Genomic DNA, 17,489 nt, shown 5'->3' with positions numbered 1-17,489 from the left:
ATTTACTCCTTCGCCTCGTTGCGGCCCAGGTGGAAGGCGGTGACGGCCGCGGCCAGCAGCAGCATCGAGGCCAGTTCGACCACCAGCAGGTAAGGACCGAACAGGCTGATACCCACGGCCTTGGCGTCCACGGTGGTACCGCTGATGGCCGCGCCGCTAGGCTCGGCGAACAGCACATACAGCAGCTCCAGCAGCAGCAGGGCGGCCAGGAACACGGGCCCGGCCCAGATACCTGGCTTGAGCCAACCACGCTCCTGGGCGACCGAGGCCGGCCCAAGGTTGAGCATCATCACCACGAAGACGAACAGCACCATGATGGCGCCGGCATAGGCGATCACTTCCAGGGCGCCAGCGAACGGCGCACCCAGGGAGAAGAAGATCATCGCCACGGAGATCAGGGAAATGATCAGGTAGAGCAGGGCGTGCACGGGGTTGGTGCCGGTCACCACCCGAAGGGTGGAGACCACGGCGATCCCGGATGCGAAGTAGAAAGCGAATTCCATCTTTCTGTCCTTATGGGAGCAAGCTCTTCACGTTGATCGGCTCGGCTTCGTTCTGTGCAGAGCCCTTCGGCTTGCCAGCGATTGCCATACCCGCAACACGGTAGAAGTTGTAGTCAGGGTTCTTGCCGGGGCCGGAGATCAGGAGGTCTTCCTTCTCGTACACCAGGTCCTGACGCTTGAACTCGGCCATTTCGAAATCCGGAGTCAGCTGGATCGCGGTGGTCGGGCACGCTTCCTCGCACAGGCCACAGAAGATGCAGCGCGAGAAGTTGATGCGGAAGAACTCCGGATACCAGCGGCCGTCCTCGGTCTCGGCCTTCTGCAGCGAGATGCAGCCAACCGGGCAGGCCACCGCGCAGAGGTTGCACGCCACGCAGCGCTCCTCGCCATCGGGGTCACGGGTCAGGACGATGCGACCGCGGTAGCGCGGTGGCAGGTACACGGGCTCTTCGGGGTATTGCAGGGTGTCGCGCTTGCGGAACCCGTGGGAGAACACCATCACCAGGCTGCGCAGCTGGGTGCCGGTGCCTTTAACGATGTCGCCGATATATTTGAACATGGGTCAAATCCTCACTGGGCCGCGACGGCTGGCGTGTTGTAGAGCACGATCGCAGCGGTCACCAGCAAATTGATCAAGGTCAGCGGCAGGCAGAACTTCCAGCTGAAGTCCATCACCTGGTCATAACGTGGGCGCGGAATCGACGCGCGCAGCAGGATGAACAGCATGATGAAGAACGCGGTCTTCAGGGCGAACCACAGGAACGGAACCTGTGGCAGCAGGCCGAACGGGCCGTGCCAGCCGCCGAAGAACAGGGTCACCAGCAGCGCCGAGATCAGGATGATGCCGATGTATTCACCCACGAAGAACATGCCCCATTTCATGCCGGCATATTCAATGTGGTAACCGTCGGCCAGTTCCTGTTCCGCTTCCGGCTGGTCGAACGGGTGACGGTGAGTCACGGCGACGCCAGCGATGAAGAAGGTGCAGAAGCCAAAGAACTGCGGAATGATGAACCACAGGTTCTGTGCCTGATAGTCGACGATGTCGCGCATGTTGAACGAACCGACCTGAACTACCACGCCCATCAGCGCCAGGCCCAGGAACACTTCGTACGACACGGTCTGGGCCGAAGCACGCAGGCTGCCGAGCAGGGCGTACTTGTTGTTCGACGACCAGCCGGCGAACAGCACCGCATACACCGACAGACCGGCCATGGCGAAGAAGAACAGCAGACCGATGTTCAGGTCAGCCACGCCCCAGACCGGGGTGATCGGGATGACCACGAAGGCGATCAGCAAGGCGCTCATGGCCACGACCGGGGCCAGGGTGAAGATCATGCGATCGACGAAGGGCGGGTTCCAGTCTTCCTTGAAGAACATCTTCAGCATGTCGGCTGCGATCTGGAACATACCGAACGGGCCGACACGGTTCGGACCGTAACGGTCCTGCCACCAGCCCAGCAGGCGACGCTCGACGAAGCTGAGCAGCGCGCCGCAGACCACCACCGCCAGCAGGACCACGATGGCCCGGACGACCGTGAGGATCACATCGATCACTTCGGGGGTGAACCAGCTCATTGTGCTGCCTCCTGCAGACCTTCGACGGATGCACCGAAGATGGCAGGCGGAATGCCGGCCAGGCCTTTCGGCAACGCGACCAGGCCAGCGCCCAGCTCTTCATTGACACGCAGCGGCAGGCGCAGAGAGACACCCGCCACGTTCAGGCTCAGCAGGGCACCGTCGTTGACGCCCAGGCGGTCGGCCTCGGACTTGGCCAGGGCCACGTAGGCGGCCGGGATGCGCTCCTGCACTGGTGCGGCGCGGGAAGAGGACTCTTCGCTGCCGAACAGGTGGTAGAACGGCACGGCAGTCCAGGTGCCACGGGCCGGGTTGAAGGCACCCGGGATGACAGTGAACCAGTGCAGGCGATCGCCTTGCGACTCGATCAGGCGCACGCCTGGATCGCCAGCGCGCAGGTGGCCACCGACTTCGTCCTGGAATTTGTTCCAGGCCTGCGGGGAGTTCCATCCCGGCGACCAGGCGAACGGCACCTGCTGGCGCGGTTCGGCCGAGCCCGAGTAGCCTTCCATGGAGAAGGCGAACGCGGTGTCTTTGTCTTGCGGGGTACGCGGCTCGTGCACGCTGATGTTGGCGCGCATGGCGGTGCGGCCGGAGTAGCGCAGCGGCTCACGGGCCAGCTTCATGCCCTTGATTCGGAACGCGGCGGAAGGCGCTGCGTTGACGATGCCGGCCAGTTGCGGGGCGGCTTCGGCGCAGGCGCTGGTGACGTGATCCAACTGGGTCCAGTCGACCGGCTTGTTCAGCAGGGTCGCACGCAGGGCGTGCATCCAGCGCCAGCCTTCGTGAACCAGGATGCTGCTGTCCAGGTATTGCGGGTCGAACACCTGGAAGAAGCGCTGGGCACGGCCTTCCTGGCTGACCAGGGTACCGTCGCCTTCGGCGAAGGTGGCCGCCGGCAGCACCAGGTGGGCGCGGTCGGTGGTCGGGGTCTTGGAGTGGTCGGCGACGATCACAACCTTGGCCGCGGCCAGGGCGGCGTCGACCTTGGCGGCCGGTACGCGGGCGTACAGGTCGTTCTCCAGCACCACGATGGCGTCGGCCTTGCCGCTGATGACGGCGTCCAGCGCGGCGTCGACGGACTCACCGCCCATCATGGCCATGCCGAGGCTGTTGGCTTCAGGCACCACCAGGCTCAGCGAGCCATTCTTCTCACGCAGCTTCAGGGCCTTGGCGATGTTGGCGGCGGCTTCGATCAGTGCGGCGTCGGCCAGGGAGGTACCGGCGACCACCAGCGGACGCTGGGCGGCGACCAGGGCATCGGCGATGCGCTGGGCCAGTGCCTTGGCGTCGGCGTCCAGGCCTTCGACGGCCGGTGCGCTCGGGTCGATGGCGTGGGCCACGGCGAAGCCCAGGCGAGCCAGGTCCGCTGGCGCTGCGTGGACGCACTCTTCGGCGACGTCGTCGAGCTTGGTTTCAGCCAGCGAGGCGATGAACAGTGGGTACAGCGCGTGCTGGCCGATGTTCTTGACCGCCGCGTCGAGCCACGGCTGTACGCGCATGGCGTCGGCCATGGCTTCGGCCTTGCCCTTGGTGGCCTGGCGCACGGCCAGGGCGACACGGGCTGCGGTCTGGGTCAGGTCTTCGCCGAGGACGAACACGGCGTCGTGGTCTTCGATGTCGCGCAGGGTCGGCACCGGCAGTGGGCTGTTGTTCAGCACCTCGAGGGCCAGGCGCACGCGTGCCAGCTCACCGGCCTCCATGCCCGAGTAGAAGTAGTCGGCGCCGACCAGCTCGCGCAGGCCGTAGTTGCTTTCGAGGCTGGCGCGTGGCGAGCCGATACCGACGATGGTGCGACCGCGCAGCAGGTCCGCAGCTTTGTCCAGGGCAGCATCCAGGCCCAGCTTGGTGCCGTCGGCCAGGTGGGGCTGGCGTGGGCGGTCGCTGCGGTTGACGTAGCCATAGCCGAAGCGGCCACGGTCGCACAGGAAGTACTGGTTGACCGAACCGTTGAAGCGGTTCTCGATACGGCGCAGTTCACCGTAGCGCTCACCGGGGCTGATGTTGCAGCCGCTGGAGCAGCCGTGGCAGATGCTCGGGGCGAACTGCATGTCCCACTTGCGGTTGTAGCGCTCGGAGTGGGTCTTGTCGGTGAACACGCCGGTCGGGCAGACCTCGGTCAGGTTGCCGGAGAACTCGCTCTCCAGTACGCCGTCCTCGACGCGACCGAAGTACACGTTATCGTGGGCGCCGTAGACACCCAGGTCGGTGCCGCCTGCGTAGTCCTTGTAGTAGCGCACGCAACGGTAGCAGGCGATGCAGCGGTTCATCTCATGGGCGATGAACGGGCCGAGGTCCTGGTTCTGGTGGGTACGCTTGGTGAAACGGTAGCGGCGCTCATTGTGGCCGGTCATTACCGTCATGTCCTGCAGGTGGCAGTGACCGCCTTCCTCGCACACCGGGCAGTCGTGCGGGTGGTTGGTCATCAGCCATTCGACGACGCTGGCGCGGAACGCCTTGGATTCTTCATCGTCGATGGAGATCCAGGTGCCGTCGGAGGCAGGAGTCATGCAGGACATGACGATACGACCGCGGGTGTCGTTCTCGTCGGTGTACTGCTTGACCGCGCACTGCCGGCAGGCGCCGACGCTACCGAGCGCCGGGTGCCAGCAGAAATAGGGGATGTCGAGGCCGAGCGACAGACAGGCCTGTAACAGGTTGTCCGCACCATTGACTTCGAGCGCTTTGCCGTCTACGTGGATAGTGGCCATGGTTCAAAGTTCTTCGTTGGCCCGCGTGAGCGGGCGTGGCTAATGGAAATCGGTGAGCCTGCGGCCAGCCACGAATCGTTCGGGCCGGCCTGCAGGCTGGCGGATGGCACGGACCATCCGCGATTCATCTTGTTATGCGCCGACCACGACCGGCCCGGTCGGGATCGGTTTGGCCAGGTTCGGGCGCAGGGCGTCGCCAGCGTTGGCTGGGGCGACACCGGCCTCGAACTCGGACCGGAAATACTTGATGGCGCTGCCCAAAGGCTCGACGGCACCCGGTGCGTGAGCACAGAAGGTACGGCCTGGGCCGAGGAAGTTGACCAGCCCCAGCAGCGTCTCGATGTCCTCGGCGCGGCCTTGGCCTTTCTCCAGGGCGCGCAGCATCTTCACGCTCCATGGCAGGCCGTCACGGCACGGGGTACACCAGCCGCACGACTCACGGGCGAAGAACTCTTCCATGTTGCGCAGCAGCGAGACCATGTTGATGCTGTCGTCGACCGCCATGGCCAGGCCTGTCCCCATACGGGTGCCGACCTTGGCGATGCCACCGGCGTACATCTGAGCGTCGAGGTGCTCGGGCAGCAGGAAGCCGGTACCGGCGCCGCCAGGCTGCCAGCACTTGAGCTTGTAGCCGTCGCGCATGCCGCCGGCATAGTCCTCGAACAGCTCGCGGGCGGTCACGCCGAAGGGCAGTTCCCACAGGCCAGGGTTCTTCACCTTGCCGGAGAAGCCCATCAGCTTGGTGCCATGGTCTTCGCTGCCTTCGCGTGCCAGCGACTTGTACCAGTCGTTGCCGTTGGCGACGATGGCCGGGACGTTGCACAGGGTCTCGACGTTGTTCACGCAGGTCGGCTTGCCCCACACGCCAACGGCGGCAGGGAAGGGCGGCTTGGAGCGTGGGTTGGCGCGGCGGCCTTCCAGGGAGTTGATCAGTGCGGTTTCTTCACCGCAGATGTAGCGGCCGGCACCGGTGTGCACGAACAGCTCGAAGTCAAAACCGCTGCCGAGGATGTTCTTGCCCAGAAGGCCTGCGGCCTTGGCTTCCTCGATGGCGCGGTTGAGGTTCTTCGCCGCGGTGGTGTACTCGCCGCGCAGGAAGATGTAGCCACGGTAGGCCTTCAGGGCGCGGGCGCTGATCAGCATGCCCTCGACCAGCAGATGGGGCTGTTGCTCCATCAGCATGCGGTCCTTCCAGGTGTTGGGCTCCATTTCGTCCGCGTTGCACAGCAGGTAGCGGATGTTCATGGATTCGTCTTTGGGCATCAGGCCCCACTTCACGCCAGTGGGGAAGCCTGCGCCGCCACGGCCTTTGAGGCCGGAGTCCTTGACGCTCTGGACGATGTCGTCCGCGGACATCTGCGCCAGCGCCTTGCGGGCGGCGGCGTAGCCGTTCTTGGCCTGGTACTCTTCGAGCCAGATCGGCTCGCCGTCGTCGCGCAGGCGCCAGGTCAGCGGGTGGGTTTCAGCCGAACGCGCAATGCGGTTGGCCGGGCCGAAGGAAGTGATGGTCATACGTAACCCTCCAGCAGTTTGGCAACGCCGGCAGGTTGCACGTCGCCAAAGGTGTCGTCGTCGATCATCAGCGCCGGGGCCTTGTCGCAGTTGCCCAGGCAGCAGACCGGCAGCAGGGTGAAGCGACCGTCCGCGGTGGTCTGGCCCAGGCCGATGCCCAGCTCGCTCTGGATCTGGCTGACCACCGATTCATGGCCACCGATGTAGCAGACCATGCTGTCGCAGACGCGAATGATGTGGCGACCGACCGGCTGGCGGAAGATCTGGCTGTAGAAGGTGGCCACGCCCTCGACGTCACTGGCCGGAATGCCCAGTACTTCGCCGATGGCATAGATGGCGCCGTCCGGCACCCAGCCGCGTTCTTTCTGGACGATCTTCAGGGCTTCGATGGACGCCGCGCGCGGGTCCTCGTAGTGGTGCATCTCATGCTCGATGGCCGAGCGCTCGGTTTCACTCAGGGCGAAACGGTCGGTTTGGATAAGCGTGCTGTTCATGCTTAGCGGTCCACGTCAGCCATAACGAAGTCGATACTGCCCAGGTACGCGATGAGGTCCGCGACCATGCTGCCTTTGATCACCGATGGGATCTGCTGCAGATGCGGGTAGCTCGGGGTACGGATCCGGGTGCGGTAGCTCATGGTGCCGCCATCGCTCGTCAGGTAGTAACTGTTGATGCCCTTGGTCGCCTCGATCATCTGGAACGACTCGTTGGCCGGCATGACCGGGCCCCACGAGACTTGCAGGAAGTGGGTGATCAGGGTCTCGATGTGCTGCAGGGTGCGCTCTTTCGGCGGCGGCGTGGTCAGCGGGTGATCCGCCTTGTACGGGCCTTCCGGCATGTTGCGCAGGCACTGGTCGATGATGCGGATACTCTGGCGCATCTCCTCGACACGGACCATGCAGCGATCGTAGGCATCGCCGTTGTGGGCCAGCGGTACTTCGAACTCGAAGTTCTCGTAGCCGGAGTACGGGCGCGCTTTACGCAGGTCGAAGTCGCAACCGGTGGCACGCAGGCCGGCACCGGTGGTACCCCACGACAGCGCTTCCTGGGTGTTGTACGCGGCGACGCCGATGGTACGACCCTTGAGAATGCTGTTCTTGAGGGCGGCTTTTTCGTATTCGTCCAGGCGCTTGGGTAGCCACTCGACGAAGTCCTTGACCAGCTTGTCCCAGCCGCGCGGCAGGTCGTGCGCGACGCCACCGATGCGGTACCAGGCCGGGTGCAGGCGGAAACCGGTGATCGCTTCGATCACGGTGTAGGCGCGCTGACGGTCGGTGAAGGTGAAGAATACCGGGGTCATGGCACCGACGTCCTGGATGTAGGTACCCAGGAACAGCAGGTGGCTGGTGATCCGGAAGAACTCGGCCAGCATGACGCGGATGGTGTCGACCTTCTGCGGCACCTTGATGCCGGCCAGCTTCTCGACCGCCAGTACGTACGGCAGGTTGTTCATCACACCACCGAGGTAGTCGATACGGTCGGTGTAGGGGATGAAGCTGTGCCAGGACTGGCGCTCAGCCATCTTCTCGGCACCGCGGTGGTGGTAGCCGATGTCTGGCACGCAGTCGACGATCTCTTCGCCGTCCAGCTGCAGGACAATACGGAAGGCACCGTGGGCCGAAGGGTGGTTGGGGCCCAGGTTGAGGAACATGTAGTCCTCGTTGGCGCCATGACGCTTCATGCCCCAGGCTTCGGGGTTGAAGCGCGCCGATTCCTCTTCAAGCTGTTGCTTGGCCAGGTTCAGGCTGTACGGATCGAATTCGGTAGCGCGCGCCGGGAAGTCCTTGCGCAGCGGGTGGCCTTCCCAGGTCGGCGGCATCAGGATGCGCGACAGGTGCGGGTGGCCGGCGAAGTCGATGCCGAACATGTCCCAGACTTCACGCTCGTACCAGTTGGCGTTGGGCCAGATGCCGGTGACTGACGGCAGGTTCAGGTCGCCTTCGCTCAAGGCCACCTTGATCATCACGTCGCTGTTACGCTCGACCGACAGCAGGTGGTAGAACACGCTGAAGTCAGCGGCTGGCAGGCCACGGCGCTGGGTGCGCAGGCGCTCGTCGACGCCGTGCAGGTCGTACAGCATGCTGTACGGCTTGGCGACGTTGCGCAGGAAGGAGAGGACGTCTTTGAGTTGGGCGCGGTTCACCCACAGGACCGGCATGCCGGTGCGGGTTTCCTGGGCGACGAATGCGTCTGCGCCAAAACGGTTGTGCAGTTCGACGACCACATCCTGGTCGTCAGCCTTGTAAGGCGGAATATAAATAGCGGTGTCCGCTGTCATGGTCTCGGTCGCTTTGAGTCAACGTAGAGAATGAAGCCAGGCCGCCGGCTCCTTCCGGAGCGGGCGGCATGTCGCTGGATCAGACTTCGTCGGGGCTGCGCAGGTTGGTGACCTGGATGCGCTGTTCACGACGCAGGTCTTTCTGGGCGGGCATCTCGGCACGGTAAATGCCTTGATCACCGACGACCCAGGAAAGCGGGCGTCGCTCCTGGCCGATCGACTCCTGCAGCAGCATCAGGCCCTGCAGGAAGGCTTCGGGGCGAGGCGGGCAGCCAGGCACGTAGACATCCACGGGGAGGAACTTGTCGACCCCCTGAACGACCGAGTAAATGTCGTACATACCACCGGAGTTGGCGCACGAACCCATGGAGATCACCCACTTGGGTTCGAGCATCTGCTCGTACAGGCGCTGAATGATCGGCGCCATCTTGATGAAGCAGGTGCCGGCGACGACCATGAAGTCGGCCTGACGGGGCGAGGCCCGGATGACTTCGGCGCCGAAACGGGCGATGTCGTGGGGCGCCGTGAAGGCCGTGGTCATTTCCACGTAGCAGCAGGACAGGCCGAAGTTGTACGGCCAGAGGGAGTTCTTGCGACCCCAGTTGACCGCGCCACGCAGCACATCTTCAAGCTTGCCCATGAAGATGTTCTTGTGGACCTGGTCCTCTAGCAGTTGATCGGTGACGGTTTCCCGTTCACCGACCGGGTACTGCTCGTTGGGCGCATCCGGATCGATTCTGGTGAGATTGTATTGCATGCCAAAGCCTCATTGTTTCAGCTTCGCTTGCCGCTTGCGGCGACCTTCGGGAGCCCAATCGAGTGCCCCGACGCGCCATAGGTAGACAAGACCAGCCAACAGAATTGCAATGAAAACGAGTGCTTCGACGAATCCGGTCCAGCCGCTTTCGCGGACGGACACAGACCATGCATACAGGAATAGGGCTTCGATATCGAAGATCACGAACAGCATCGCGACCAGATAGAATTTTGCGGACAGGCGAAGGCGGGCGCTGCCGACGGGCAGCATGCCGGATTCGAAGGGTTCGTTCTTGGCGCGACCCCAAGCCTTGCTACCGAGCAGGCTGGAGAGGCCGAGCATGAAGGCACACAGGCCGACGACACCCAGGAGGAAGATGGCAAAGCCCCAGTTGTGGGCGATGAGTCCTACCGAATCGGACATGCTAGAAATCCTTATACAGAGACCCAGCTCTGCAGTCTGAAATAAGTAGAGCGGCGACGCGTGTCGCGGTTGCAGTGACCAAATGTCGCAGCTGAATCAATCGGGCTGATTTTATGGGTAAACCCGGAGCAAGTAAAATTTCTGTGGCAAATTTATTCGTAGGATTAAGAACAAAAATCTCTCGTAAATGGCTGAAACCCTTGAGTTTCGGGCATTGCGCACGCTTTTGTTAATTATGTTTCTTGCAGGGTGTAACGACCTTCTGCATATGTAATGATAATTACTATCATTTGAGTTGGTGTGATGTTTTAAACCTGGCCTGACGCTTGCTAAGTTCAATTTACACCTGGGGCATCTTGCAAATAAGAAATCCTCTCGTTCTAACAGCTGGGCTCGCGCCTTGTACCGCTCTGCATCAATACTTTATCGATTGAGCTGCCGCGATGGACTGATGCCGCGATCGCCCACTGGCCCAGCCAATAGGTGAGGATGACCAGAAATTGTGCGGCGTCGAAGGGGCTGACGAAGCGATCGATGCCGATCAGGCTGTCGGAGAACACGAACAGGCTGGCCCCGATTGCGGTCAGTCCGCCACAGGCGAACGCGCGCCATAGCATTGCACCGATCGCCAGGGCGTAGAGTGCCACGGGAATCAGCAAGGGCCCCAGGCCATGGCTCGCGAGTAGCCCGAACAGTGCGCCGGTGAGCAAAACGCACAGCGCCAGCGCAACCGGGGCGGGGCGCCGGGTGATGCGGCAATAGGCATGCAGGTAGGCCAGGTGGGCGCAGAAGAATGCTGCCAGGCCGAAGACGAACCAGTCGCGCGGAATCGCCAGGATAATATCGCCCAGCACCGAAAAGCCCAGGCCGATGCTGATCCAGCGGTTATAGGGTGTGGCGGGCGCGCTGCACAGCCAGGCGATCAAGGCCAGCACCGGCAACGGCTTGGTGAGCAAGGCGAGCAGCGTGTTGTCGCTGGCCAGTGCGTATAAATAGAAAGCGGCCGCCGAAATGGCGATGACGATCAGGTGGCTTGGACGGGGCATGGGCAGTCCTTGCTGCTGGGTAGCCACAAGCATAGACCCAGGTTGTCGGCGGTGCTGCAGAGCATTGCAGACTTAGCTGCCTCCTACATGTTGATCGGAAATACGCGTAGGAACAGCTTGCCTACCATCACGCTCGACACGCCCTTAATAAAGAAGAAAGGCCCGACACCTTTGCAGGGTCGGGCCTCGCTTGAGGGTAGGTCACACTCAGTGGAACTGCTCTTCCTCAGTGGAGCCGGTCAGGGCGGTCACCGACGAAGCGCCACCTTGGATCACGGTGGTCATGTCGTCGAAGTAGCCGGTGCCGACTTCCTGCTGGTGCGCCACGAAGGTATAGCCTTTGTTGGCGTCAGCGAACTCCTGCTCCTGCAGCTTGACGTAAGCGGTCATGTCATTACGGGCGTAGTCGTGCGCCAGGTTGAACATGCCGTGCCACATGTTGTGGATGCCCGCCAGGGTGATGAACTGGTGCTTGTAGCCCATGGCCGACAGTTCGCGCTGGAACTTGGCGATGGTGGCGTCGTCCAGGTTCTTCTTCCAGTTGAAGGACGGCGAGCAGTTGTACGACAGGATCTGGTCCGGGTATTCCTTCTTGATCGCCTCGGCGAAGCGGCGGGCCTCTTCCAGGTCCGGCTTGGCAGTTTCGCACCAGATCAGGTCGGCGTACGGCGCATAGGCCAGACCGCGGGCGATGGCCTGGTCGAGACCGGCGCGGACTTTGTAGAAGCCTTCGCGGGTACGCTCGCCGATCACGAACGGCTGGTCGTACGGGTCGCAGTCGCTGGTCAGCAGGTCAGCGGCGTTGGCATCGGTACGGGCCAGGATGATGGTCGGTACGCCAGCGACATCCGCTGCCAGGCGGGCAGCAACGAGTTTCTGCACGGCTTCCTGGGTTGGGACCAGTACCTTGCCGCCCATGTGGCCGCACTTTTTCACCGAGGCCAGCTGGTCTTCGAAGTGAACGCCAGCAGCGCCTGCCTCGATCATGTTCTTCATCAGTTCGTAGGCGTTCAGCACGCCGCCGAAACCGGCTTCGGCGTCCGCCACGATCGGTGCGAAGTAGTCGATGTAGCCGTCGTCGCCTGGGTTCTTGCCCGCTTTCCACTGGATCTGGTCGGCACGGCGGAAGGCGTTGTTGATGCGCTTGACCACGGTCGGAACCGAGTCGACCGGGTACAGCGACTGGTCAGGGTACATGGACTCGGCCGAGTTGTTGTCGGCGGCCACCTGCCAGCCAGACAGGTAGATGGCCTGGATGCCGGCCTTGACCTGCTGGACTGCCTGGCCACCGGTCAGGGCGCCCATGCAGTTGACGAAATCTTTTTCAGGGCGGAAGGACGGGTGGGCACCTTCGGTGACCAGCTTCCACAGTTTCTCTGCACCCTGGCGGGCGAAGGTGTGCTCCGGCTGCAGGGAACCACGCAGGCGGACGACATCGGCGGCGGTATAGGTACGGGTCACGCCTTTCCAGCGCGGGTTCTCGGCCCAGTCTTTCTCAAGGGCTGCAATTTGCTGTTCGCGTGTCAGTGCCATGGAAATAAAACCTCGTCGCATCAGTCTTTGAAGTAGGTGCTTGTGCTCTGCGGCTCAGAAGCCTGGCGGCTGTCTTGTCCGGCGGAAGGTGATTGCAGGCGAGAAGGCTCGAAGGGGAAGGGGGCAGGGCCGGGCGAGGTGTGGCGGCAGGTCGGCTCGTGGATGCCTTGCTGCGGTGCGACAGGACTGCCAGGTACTGCGGTGATGCGCTTCCGTCCCTCGGGACAACTTCTTCGTTGCAGTCACTATCCCGTCGAACCGCCTTGTGGGCCGTATAGACACGAGACGCCTCCAAGGGTAGGGAGGAGCGCGTCTCGAAGGCCCTTGCCAGGGCCTCTGATTAGCGGGAGCGAGGCCATCATGCCCTTGGGAAAAAGTACCTGTCAAATGTTTTGTAGTGCTTTTTTTCGCTTACTACATCTTTGGTCTAATGAGACTCCTCGGTCAGTTTCAAGGCCTTTGGTCGAGGCCTTGAATTGCCTGGGATCAGTCAAGAAGGTCGACTTTGACGCGCAATGTCATGTTTTCACCCCGTTGGGTGCTGTAGGTGTAGCTCGATGCACTGCGATCGGATTGGCTCTGCTGATTGAAACCGGCCAGGGTGATCCACTCGCCAAGCTTGCCGGTGACGGTCGTGTCGGTGCTTTGAACTTTTACTACATCCTGACGTTCAAGACTCATTCGATCATTATTGGTGCTTATTTGCAGACGAACCGTGTCGCCGCTGAGGCTTGGCGTGACATAGAAACCCTGGGTGACATTGCGGTATTCGGTGTCGCTCTGGATACGCCCGTAGCCATCGGTGCTGGTACTGGTGACGGGGATGCTCTGGCCGACCTGGATCAACGCCGGCTGGCCCTCGCTGGCCTGGATCTGCTGCATCCCACCGTCACGATTGCTGGTGCCGTAATGGATGATGCGGGCATTGCCACGGTTGTCCTGGAAGTTGCTGTCGTCATTGTCGACGCTGATCAACAGGCGCTTGGGCGCGGTGTCGAGCTGTTGCAGCAAGGCGCGCAGGTCATCGATGCGCTCGGGGCTGGCGTTGACGATCAGCTTGTTCTCGAAGGCGCTGACGGTGCCGTCCTTGCCCAGGAAGGACTGAGCGGTCGGGAGCAGTTCGGCGCTGGTGCGATGCTGCAGCGGCAGCACCTCGGTGGCGGCCTGGGCGGTGAGGCTGGCGGCCAGCAAGAGGGAGGCGATGAAGGGGCGTAGCGGCATGTCCATGATCTCCGCAGGTGGAATGATCATGATGGCAAATTTGTCGCGCATCTGCAGGGTCTGGATCACAGGCTGGACACCTGTTGTGTGTTTGGGGCGGCGAATGCGCTGAGGTGCCAGGCGGTGGTCGCTACCGGACAAATCTCGTAACATCGCGCCCCTCGATTTTCAGCCCGGTTCGCCTCTGGATCCGGACACGACACAGGACCCTCATGAAACCCGCCCGCCTTCGCGCCGATCTGCTCGCCGGCCTGACCACCTCTTTCGCCCTGGTGCCCGAGTGCATCGCCTTCGCTCTGGTTGCCCACCTCAACCCGCTCATGGGCCTGTACGGCGCCTTCATCATCTGTACCCTGACCGCACTGTTCGGCGGACGCCCCGGGATGATCTCCGGCGCCGCAGGCTCCATGGCCGTGGTGATCGTGGCCCTGGTGGTGCAGCACGGTGCCCAGTACCTGTTGGCCACGGTGCTGCTCGGCGGGGTGGTGATGATCCTGTTCGGCGTACTGCGCCTGGGCAAGCTGGTGCGCCTGGTGCCGTATCCGGTGATGCTCGGGTTCGTCAACGGCCTGGCGATCGTCATTGCCCTGGCCCAGTTGGAGCACTTCAAGGACGGCGAGCACTGGCTCAGCGGCGCGCCGCTCTACCTGATGGTCGGCCTGGTAGCGCTGACCATGCTGGTGGTCTACGTGCTGCCGCGCCTGACCCGTGCTGTACCCCCGGCCTTGGTCGCCATCCTCGGCGTCGGTCTGCTGGTCTACCTGCTCGGCCTGCCAACCCGCACCTTGGGCGACATGGCGCACATTGCCGGCGGCCTGCCGCGGCTGGCCCTGCCAGAGGTGCCATGGAACCTCGAGACGCTGAAGATCATCGCGCCCTATGCCGTGTTGATGGCGATGGTGGGTCTGCTGGAAACCCTGCTGACCTTGAACCTGACCGACGAGATCACCGAAAGCCGCGGCTATCCTGATCGCGAGTGCGTGGCCCTGGGGGCGGCGAACATGGTCTCGGGCCTGTGTGGTGGCATGGGGGGCTGCGCGATGATCGGCCAGACCGTGATCAACCTCAGCTCCAATGGTCGTGGCCGGCTGTCAGGCGTGGTGGCGGGCGGGATGATCCTGCTGTTCGTGCTGTTCCTGTCGCCGTTGATCGAGCGTATCCCGTTGGCGGCATTGGTCGGCGTGATGTTCGTGGTCGCCCAGCAGACCTTCGCCTGGGCTTCGCTGCGGGTGCTGCGCAAGGTGCCGATCAGTGACGTGCTGGCGATCATCGCGGTGACGGTGGTGACGGTATTCACCGACCTTGCGACTGCCGTGCTGTTCGGCATCGTCATCGCCGCGATCAACTTTGCCTGGCAGCACGCGCGCGAACTCTATGCCGACAGCCATCTGGACGAGGAGGGCGGCAAGGTCTATCAGGTGCATGGCACGCTGTTCTTCGCCTCGGCCACGCCCTTTCTCGATCAGTTCGACCCGGCGCAGGATCCGGCCAGCGTGACCCTGGACTGCAAGCACCTGAGCTTTGTCGACTACTCGGCGATAGCGGCGTTGAAGACCTTGCGTGAGCGTTATGCCAAGGCCGGCAAGCACCTGCGCGTGGTGCACCTGTCGGAGCGCTGCAAGAAGCTGCTCAAGCGGGCGGGTGAGTAGCATTGAGCGGCTTTGGCGCCTGAGCGGGCTCTTTCGCGGGTAAACCCGCACAGGTTCTCCGGTGCTCTCGAGAGCACCGCCTTGGCCGCGAAGCCGTCGGACAGACACCCAGGAGGCGGGGTTATTCCCCCTTGTTCTTCTTGACGATGCTGTCGGCGATGCTCGCCGGCGCCTCGGCGTACTTGGTGAACTCCATCGAGTAACTGGCCCGGCCCTGGGTCATCGAGCGCATGTCGGTGGAGTAGCCGAACATCTCGCCCAATGGCACCTCGGCGCGGATCACTTTGCCTGCGGGGCTGTCCTCCGAGCCCTGGATCATGCCGCGCCGACGGCTCAGGTCGCCCATGATGTCGCCCAGGTATTCCTCGGGCGTGACCACTTCGACCTTCATCACCGGCTCCAGTAGCACGGCACCGCCTTTCTGGGCCAATTGCTTGGTGGCCATGGATGCGGCGATCTTGTAGGCCATTTCGTTGGAGTCCACGTCGTGGTACGAGCCGTCGTACACCGCGGCCTTGAGGCTGATCAGCGGATAGCCGGCCAGCACGCCGTTCTGCATTTGCTCCTCGATGCCTTTCTGGATCGCCGGGATGTACTCGCGCGGCACCACGCCGCCGACGATCTCATTGATGAACTCCAGGCCTTCCTTGCCGTCGTCGCCGGGTGCAAAGCGGATCCAGCAGTGGCCATACTGTCCGCGGCCCCCGGATTGGCGGATGAAGCGACCCTCGATTTCACAGGTGTTGCGGATCTTCTCGCGGTAGGCCACTTGGGGCTTGCCAATGTTGGCCTCGACGTTGAACTCGCGGCGCATGCGATCGACGATGATGTCCAGGTGCAGTTCACCCATGCCGGAGATGATCGTCTGACCGGTCTCCTCGTCGGTCTTGACCCGGAACGAGGGGTCCTCCTGGGCCAACTTGCCCAGGGCGATGCCCATTTTTTCCTGGTCGGCTTTGGTCTTGGGCTCAACGGCCACGGAAATCACTGGGTCGGGGAAGTCCATGCGCTCGAGGATGATCGGTTTGTTCATGTCGCACAGGGTGTCGCCGGTGGTGACATCCTTCATGCCGATCAGTGCAGCGATGTCGCCGGCACAGACGTTCTTGATCTCGGCGCGCTGGTTGGCGTGCATCTGCACCATGCGCCCGACGCGTTCCTTCTTGCCCTTGACCGAATTGAGCACCGCGTCACCGGAGCTGAGCACGCCTGAGTACACCCGGGCGAAGGTCAGGGTGCCGACGAATGGGGCGGTGGCGATCTTGAAGGCCAAGGCCGAGAACGGCTCGTTGTCGTCGGCGTGGCGTTCCAGGTGTTTTTCTTCGTTGTCCGGGTCGGTGCCGTTGATCGCTGGTATCTCGCTAGGGGCGGGCAGGTAGTCGATCACCGCATCGAGCATCAGCGGTACGCCTTTGTTCTTGAAGGACGACCCGAGGATGGTCGGCACGATCTCATTGGCCAGGGTGCGCTGGCGCAGGCCTGCCTTGATCTCGTCAATGCTCAGCGCTTCACCCTCGAGAAACTTCATGGTCAGTTCGTCGTTGGCCTCGGCGGCAGCTTCGACCATGTGCGCGCGCCACTCATCGGCCAGGGCGCGCAATTCAGCTGGAATCTCTTCTTCGCGATAGCTGGTGCCCTGGTCGGCGTCGTTCCAGTAGATGGCTTTCATCTTCACCAGGTCGATCTGCCCCTCGAAGTGCTCCTCGCTGCCGATCGCCAGCTGGATCGGCACTGGGTGGTGTCCCAGGCGCTGGTCGATCTGCTTGACCACCCGCAGGAAGTCCGCGCCCTGGCGGTCCATCTTGTTGATATAGGCCAGGCGTGGCACGTGGTATTTGTTGGCCTGGCGCCAGACCGTCTCGGACTGCGGCTCGACGCCGTCGGCGCCGCTGAACACCACCACCGCCCCGTCGAGTACGCGCAGCGAGCGTTCCACCTCGATGGTGAAGTCGACGTGACCGGGGGTGTCGATGATGTTGAAGCGGTACTTGTCGGCAAATTGCTTGGTCGAGCCCTGCCAGAACGCCGTGGTCGCCGCAGAGGTGATGGTGATGCCACGCTCCTGTTCCTGGGCCATCCAGTCCATGGTGGCGGCTCCGTCATGAACCTCACCCATCTTGTGGTTGACCCCGGTGTAGAACAGGATGCGTTCGGTGGTAGTGGTCTTGCCGGCGTCCACGTGGGCGACGATGCCGATATTGCGGTACAGCTCGATGGGAGTCGTGCGGGCCATGGTCATTCACCTGTGGGTGAGCGGGTTCTCCCAAGGTAGCAGACG

Annotated in this window: 14 protein-coding genes; 1 reads left to right on the top strand and 13 read right to left on the bottom strand. The window is 62.8% G+C overall.

Annotated elements, in window-relative coordinates:
- Nucleotides 1-2: 2 nt before the first annotated feature.
- The 12 genes from nuoJ to ACNFCH_RS19580 all read right to left on the bottom strand — a co-directional run bounded on the left by nuoJ (nt 3) and on the right by ACNFCH_RS19580 (nt 13,562).
- The gene (nuoJ, locus tag ACNFCH_RS19635) at nt 3-503 is read right to left on the bottom strand and encodes an NADH-quinone oxidoreductase subunit J (RefSeq protein WP_043209139.1); all 501 of its coding nucleotides are present in this window, start codon (nt 501-503) and stop codon (nt 3-5) included.
- Between the two features lie 10 nt (nt 504-513).
- Nucleotides 514-1,062: an NADH-quinone oxidoreductase subunit NuoI gene (gene nuoI, locus ACNFCH_RS19630; protein ID WP_011534620.1), complete on the bottom strand. Its 549-nt coding sequence runs from the start codon at nt 1,060-1,062 to the stop codon at nt 514-516.
- An 11-nt stretch (nt 1,063-1,073) separates the two neighbouring features.
- Entirely contained in the window at nt 1,074-2,081 is a 1,008-nt protein-coding gene (nuoH, locus tag ACNFCH_RS19625; RefSeq protein ID WP_043209145.1) for an NADH-quinone oxidoreductase subunit NuoH, read from the bottom strand.
- Nucleotides 2,078-4,792 (bottom strand): NADH-quinone oxidoreductase subunit NuoG, encoded by a 2,715-nt coding sequence (gene nuoG, locus ACNFCH_RS19620; RefSeq protein ID WP_337159070.1) that lies wholly within the window; start codon nt 4,790-4,792, stop codon nt 2,078-2,080. Before nuoG ends, nuoH begins: the two co-directional genes overlap by 4 nt.
- A gap of 132 nt (nt 4,793-4,924) precedes the next feature.
- On the bottom strand, nt 4,925-6,304 hold the full coding sequence (nuoF, locus tag ACNFCH_RS19615) for an NADH-quinone oxidoreductase subunit NuoF (RefSeq protein ID WP_196165256.1): 1,380 nt from the start codon (nt 6,302-6,304) through the stop codon (nt 4,925-4,927).
- Nucleotides 6,301-6,798, bottom strand: coding sequence for an NADH-quinone oxidoreductase subunit NuoE (nuoE, locus tag ACNFCH_RS19610; RefSeq protein ID WP_070091876.1), 498 nt, complete (start codon nt 6,796-6,798; stop codon nt 6,301-6,303). Before nuoE ends, nuoF begins: the two co-directional genes overlap by 4 nt.
- Before the next feature lie 2 nt (nt 6,799-6,800).
- The gene (nuoC, locus tag ACNFCH_RS19605) at nt 6,801-8,582 is read right to left on the bottom strand and encodes an NADH-quinone oxidoreductase subunit C/D (RefSeq protein ID WP_070091875.1); all 1,782 of its coding nucleotides are present in this window, start codon (nt 8,580-8,582) and stop codon (nt 6,801-6,803) included.
- 79 nt (nt 8,583-8,661) lie between these two features.
- A complete protein-coding gene (locus tag ACNFCH_RS19600) occupies nt 8,662-9,339 on the bottom strand; it encodes a NuoB/complex I 20 kDa subunit family protein (RefSeq protein WP_043209157.1) in 678 nt (225 codons plus the stop codon).
- Between the two features lie 9 nt (nt 9,340-9,348).
- A complete protein-coding gene (locus tag ACNFCH_RS19595) occupies nt 9,349-9,762 on the bottom strand; it encodes an NADH-quinone oxidoreductase subunit A (protein ID WP_043209159.1) in 414 nt (137 codons plus the stop codon).
- Between the two features lie 380 nt (nt 9,763-10,142).
- Nucleotides 10,143-10,808 carry a lysoplasmalogenase gene (locus ACNFCH_RS19590; protein ID WP_416743376.1) on the bottom strand — a complete coding sequence of 222 codons (666 nt, stop codon included), beginning with the start codon at nt 10,806-10,808 and terminating at the stop codon, nt 10,143-10,145.
- A 207-nt stretch (nt 10,809-11,015) separates the two neighbouring features.
- Nucleotides 11,016-12,341 carry an isocitrate lyase gene (aceA, locus tag ACNFCH_RS19585; RefSeq protein ID WP_070091873.1) on the bottom strand — a complete coding sequence of 442 codons (1,326 nt, stop codon included), beginning with the start codon at nt 12,339-12,341 and terminating at the stop codon, nt 11,016-11,018.
- 486 nt (nt 12,342-12,827) lie between these two features.
- Nucleotides 12,828-13,562, bottom strand: a complete 735-nt coding sequence (locus ACNFCH_RS19580; protein WP_337159090.1) for a secretin N-terminal domain-containing protein — start codon at nt 13,560-13,562, stop codon at nt 12,828-12,830.
- Nucleotides 13,563-13,774: 212 nt separating this feature from the next.
- Between ACNFCH_RS19580 and ACNFCH_RS19575 the strand changes: the two genes are divergently transcribed.
- The gene (locus ACNFCH_RS19575; protein ID WP_416743373.1) at nt 13,775-15,211 is read left to right on the top strand and encodes a SulP family inorganic anion transporter; all 1,437 of its coding nucleotides are present in this window, start codon (nt 13,775-13,777) and stop codon (nt 15,209-15,211) included.
- Between the two features lie 121 nt (nt 15,212-15,332).
- On the opposite strand, the gene fusA is transcribed toward ACNFCH_RS19575, so the two are convergent.
- Nucleotides 15,333-17,444 carry an elongation factor G gene (gene fusA / locus ACNFCH_RS19570; protein WP_416743371.1) on the bottom strand — a complete coding sequence of 704 codons (2,112 nt, stop codon included), beginning with the start codon at nt 17,442-17,444 and terminating at the stop codon, nt 15,333-15,335.
- Nucleotides 17,445-17,489: the final 45 nt, after the last annotated feature.

Source organism: Pseudomonas sp. NY15354 (assembly GCF_048068075.1).
GTDB classification, from domain to species: Bacteria; Pseudomonadota; Gammaproteobacteria; order Pseudomonadales; family Pseudomonadaceae; genus Aquipseudomonas; species Aquipseudomonas guariconensis_C.
The sequence above is the reverse complement of the archived record's forward strand: the minus strand, read 5'-3'. Positions and strand labels throughout refer to the sequence as shown.

Coding starts and splice junctions, on each gene's coding strand:
- nuoJ (WP_043209139.1), bottom strand. CDS start 503: ATGGAATTCGCTTTCTACTTCGCATCCGGGATCGCCGTGGTCTCCACC.
- nuoI (WP_011534620.1), bottom strand. CDS start 1,062: ATGTTCAAATATATCGGCGACATCGTTAAAGGCACCGGCACCCAGCTG.
- nuoH (WP_043209145.1), bottom strand. CDS start 2,081: ATGAGCTGGTTCACCCCCGAAGTGATCGATGTGATCCTCACGGTCGTC.
- nuoG (WP_337159070.1), bottom strand. CDS start 4,792: ATGGCCACTATCCACGTAGACGGCAAAGCGCTCGAAGTCAATGGTGCG.
- nuoF (WP_196165256.1), bottom strand. CDS start 6,304: ATGACCATCACTTCCTTCGGCCCGGCCAACCGCATTGCGCGTTCGGCT.
- nuoE (WP_070091876.1), bottom strand. CDS start 6,798: ATGAACAGCACGCTTATCCAAACCGACCGTTTCGCCCTGAGTGAAACC.
- nuoC (WP_070091875.1), bottom strand. CDS start 8,582: ATGACAGCGGACACCGCTATTTATATTCCGCCTTACAAGGCTGACGAC.
- ACNFCH_RS19600 (WP_043209157.1), bottom strand. CDS start 9,339: ATGCAATACAATCTCACCAGAATCGATCCGGATGCGCCCAACGAGCAG.
- ACNFCH_RS19595 (WP_043209159.1), bottom strand. CDS start 9,762: ATGTCCGATTCGGTAGGACTCATCGCCCACAACTGGGGCTTTGCCATC.
- ACNFCH_RS19590 (WP_416743376.1), bottom strand. CDS start 10,808: ATGCCCCGTCCAAGCCACCTGATCGTCATCGCCATTTCGGCGGCCGCT.
- aceA (WP_070091873.1), bottom strand. CDS start 12,341: ATGGCACTGACACGCGAACAGCAAATTGCAGCCCTTGAGAAAGACTGG.
- ACNFCH_RS19580 (WP_337159090.1), bottom strand. CDS start 13,562: ATGCCGCTACGCCCCTTCATCGCCTCCCTCTTGCTGGCCGCCAGCCTC.
- ACNFCH_RS19575 (WP_416743373.1), top strand. CDS start 13,775: ATGAAACCCGCCCGCCTTCGCGCCGATCTGCTCGCCGGCCTGACCACC.
- fusA (WP_416743371.1), bottom strand. CDS start 17,444: ATGGCCCGCACGACTCCCATCGAGCTGTACCGCAATATCGGCATCGTC.